The 2576-nt window shown below is 41.1% G+C and carries 4 protein-coding genes; 3 read left to right on the plus strand and 1 reads right to left on the minus strand.

Going from position 1 to position 2576, the window contains the following annotated elements; genetic code table 11:
* The 3 genes from RMO52_RS15645 to RMO52_RS15655 form a co-directional block, all read left to right on the plus strand.
* A partial coding sequence (locus tag RMO52_RS15645; protein ID WP_310415915.1) for a hypothetical protein occupies positions 1 to 216 on the plus strand: 216 nt, incomplete at its 5' end.
* A 17-nt stretch (positions 217 to 233) separates the two neighbouring features.
* A complete protein-coding gene (locus RMO52_RS15650; RefSeq protein ID WP_310415918.1) occupies positions 234 to 782 on the plus strand; it encodes an alpha/beta hydrolase in 549 nt (182 codons plus the stop codon).
* A 203-nt stretch (positions 783 to 985) separates the two neighbouring features.
* On the plus strand, positions 986 to 1438 hold the full coding sequence (locus tag RMO52_RS15655) for a VOC family protein (RefSeq protein WP_310415922.1): 453 nt from the start codon (positions 986 to 988) through the stop codon (positions 1436 to 1438).
* Between the two features lie 137 nt (positions 1439 to 1575).
* Here RMO52_RS15655 and RMO52_RS15660 read toward each other — a convergent pair.
* Positions 1576 to 2576, minus strand: a 1001-nt coding sequence (locus RMO52_RS15660; RefSeq protein ID WP_310415925.1) for an FAD-dependent monooxygenase, incomplete at its 5' end; no start/stop codon positions are given.

The following is a 2576-nucleotide window of genomic DNA, read 5'->3' on the forward strand; positions in this document are numbered from 1 at the left end:
CGCCTAAAACATGCTGATTGTAGGTTCAGGGATATAAATGCCCACATTTTTAGTCTGGTCACGCCACTACAAAATAGCTACTTAAATTTTGCTCAAATAGTTTGGGTAGTAAAATATATTACGGTTACGGAATTATTTTCAAAAGACACGATAGCATCAGCAACTTTAGTAAAGTTGAAACTGGTCGTGCCAAACATTTATAAAACAAAAACTTAAAGAAAAACTCTTTACAAATGAACAAACACATATTATTTATTCAAGGCGCAGGTGATGTTGGTTATGAAGGAGATTTAAAATTAGTTACTTCTTTACGAAAAGCTTTGGGAACTGATTACAAAGTACATTATCCTGAGATGCTCACCGATAAAATACCGTTTTTTGGAGCGGGATGGCCAAAGCAAATAGGCGAAGAGATTTCTTCTATTAAAGGTGCCGTGATTTTGGCAGGTCATTCTCTTGGAGCTTCCATGTTGTTAAAATATCTTTCTGAACATAAAACTACAAAAAATATTACAGGAATTTTTCTGATTGCACCCCCATTTTGGAGCGGCAACCAAGATTGGGTACAACCTCTAAAACTGCAAGAAAATTTTTATGATAAACTGCCGAAAGATATCCCAACTTTTTTCTATCAATCCAAGGATGATGATGTAGTTCCATTTAATCATTTCACATTATATAAGAAAAATATTCCCTGGGCAATTTTTTGTGAAATGACTCATGGAGGCCACCAACTCAATAATGATTTAACCCAAGTAGCCAACGATATCAAATCATTATAAAAATTAAAGATTGTACAATAAAAAAGAAAGGTAGGAGTATTGACATTGAAATATTATTCACTTCTTGTAGCGACTTTTTGGCAGTTTTACAGATAGATTTGGCAGTCAATGGATGGTGAATGTTGCAGGAAAGCAAAATTAAAAATTAGAAATGTCCAGAAGTGAATTTTATAGCAATTTGAAATTTAATAAAGACTAAAACAATGATAAAAAACAAATTACTGAGAATGGACAATATCGGCATCGTTGTAGAATCACTCGATCGCGCTATTTCGTTTTTCTCAGAGATAGGCTTGAAGCTTGAAGGGCGAGGGACAGTAGAAGGAGAATGGGCTGGTCGTGTTACTGGACTTGGTTCTCAGTGTGTAGAGATTGCTATGATGGTTACTCCAGATGGCCACAGTCGTCTTGAGATTTCGAGATTTCTCACCCCGCCTACTATTTCAGATCACCGGACTGCGCCTGTGAACGCCCTTGGTTATCTACGTGTGATGTTCACCGTTGAAGATATTGACGAAATGGTATCTAGACTAACCAAGCATGGTGCTCAACTCGTTGGAGAAGTGGTTCAGTATGAGAACTCGTATCGACTATGCTACATTCGAGGAACCGAAGGACTTCTTGTTGGACTGGCAGAAGAAATTGGTAACAAATAAGCTTAGTGTAAATTCAGGGTACCCTTAGATCTACGCTTTTAATAGTCTTTATCTATTGGTGCAAAATGTGAGTCTACCAGTTAAGCCCATTCGTGACACTAAAAAACATTTATGCCGATCGAAGATTCCTTAATTGACTAGTGCCCAAAATAGGCTTTGAGGTCGGTTAAGGCAAATTCTGTGGAGATACATCCGATATAATTATCGGGTCGCAGTAGCACCTGAAAAGGTTGATTTGTGCCGAAAGTTTCTACGACATGCGGGTCGAGTGGCATGATGTTGAAGTCGATTAAATCTCCGTATTCATGTTCGAGTTCTGGTTGTAAATCTTGATGACCATGTTTGTCGTCATAAAAAACAATTAGGTGAAATTTAGGAGCACGGAGTTTGTCGTAAACATTGGCACCGTCAACCAGAAAATACGGCATTCGGTCTCCGGCTTTGACCTTAAAGTCTTTATCGCCTGGGTGCTTGCTCAAAGAACTATCGCGGTAATTGAGTCCAATTTGAGAAACCGTTGGGAACAGGAATTCTTTTCCCAAGCTAGACTGCATCACAACACCAGCGAGGCTCGGTAAAATTTTGGTGCGAAAAAACCGGAGATACCACCTATCGCCTGCTAAGATTTCAAAAGCTCGATCGGTTGTCTGCAACAGGCGTTTTGCATTCGCCAGCCGTTCTTCGTTATAACTTTCGAGTAGCGCATCTCCAGCAGCACCTTTCAACACCACCGCGATTTTCCAAGCCAAATTATAAGCGTCCTGGATGCCCGTATTCATCCCCTGACCGCCCGCAGGTGTATGAACGTGGGCGGCATCCCCCGCCAGAAAACATCGATCGACTGAGAATTTCTCGGCGTGACGAGTATGCACTTTGTAAGTCGAAAACCAGCGCACAGTCGTAATTGTCAGGGGTTTCTGTACTAGCTGCTTCACCTTCTGTTCGACTTCATCAAAAGTCACATCGCGTTGGCGTTCGCGTAGCGTCTGCCTTCGCAGAAGCCTCTGCTCGGCGGAATCGATTTGCAGATCGTATTCAGGTAGATTGCCGACTAGTCGCCAGTGTTGTTTGCCCTGCATGGGAAACATCAGCACAAACGCATCCTGTCCCAAAACGGGGTACAAGGTCGATGAATCTG

It is taken from the genome of Chamaesiphon sp. OTE_8_metabat_110 (assembly GCF_031382685.1).
Taxonomy (GTDB): Bacteria; Cyanobacteriota; Cyanobacteriia; order Cyanobacteriales; family Chamaesiphonaceae; genus Chamaesiphon.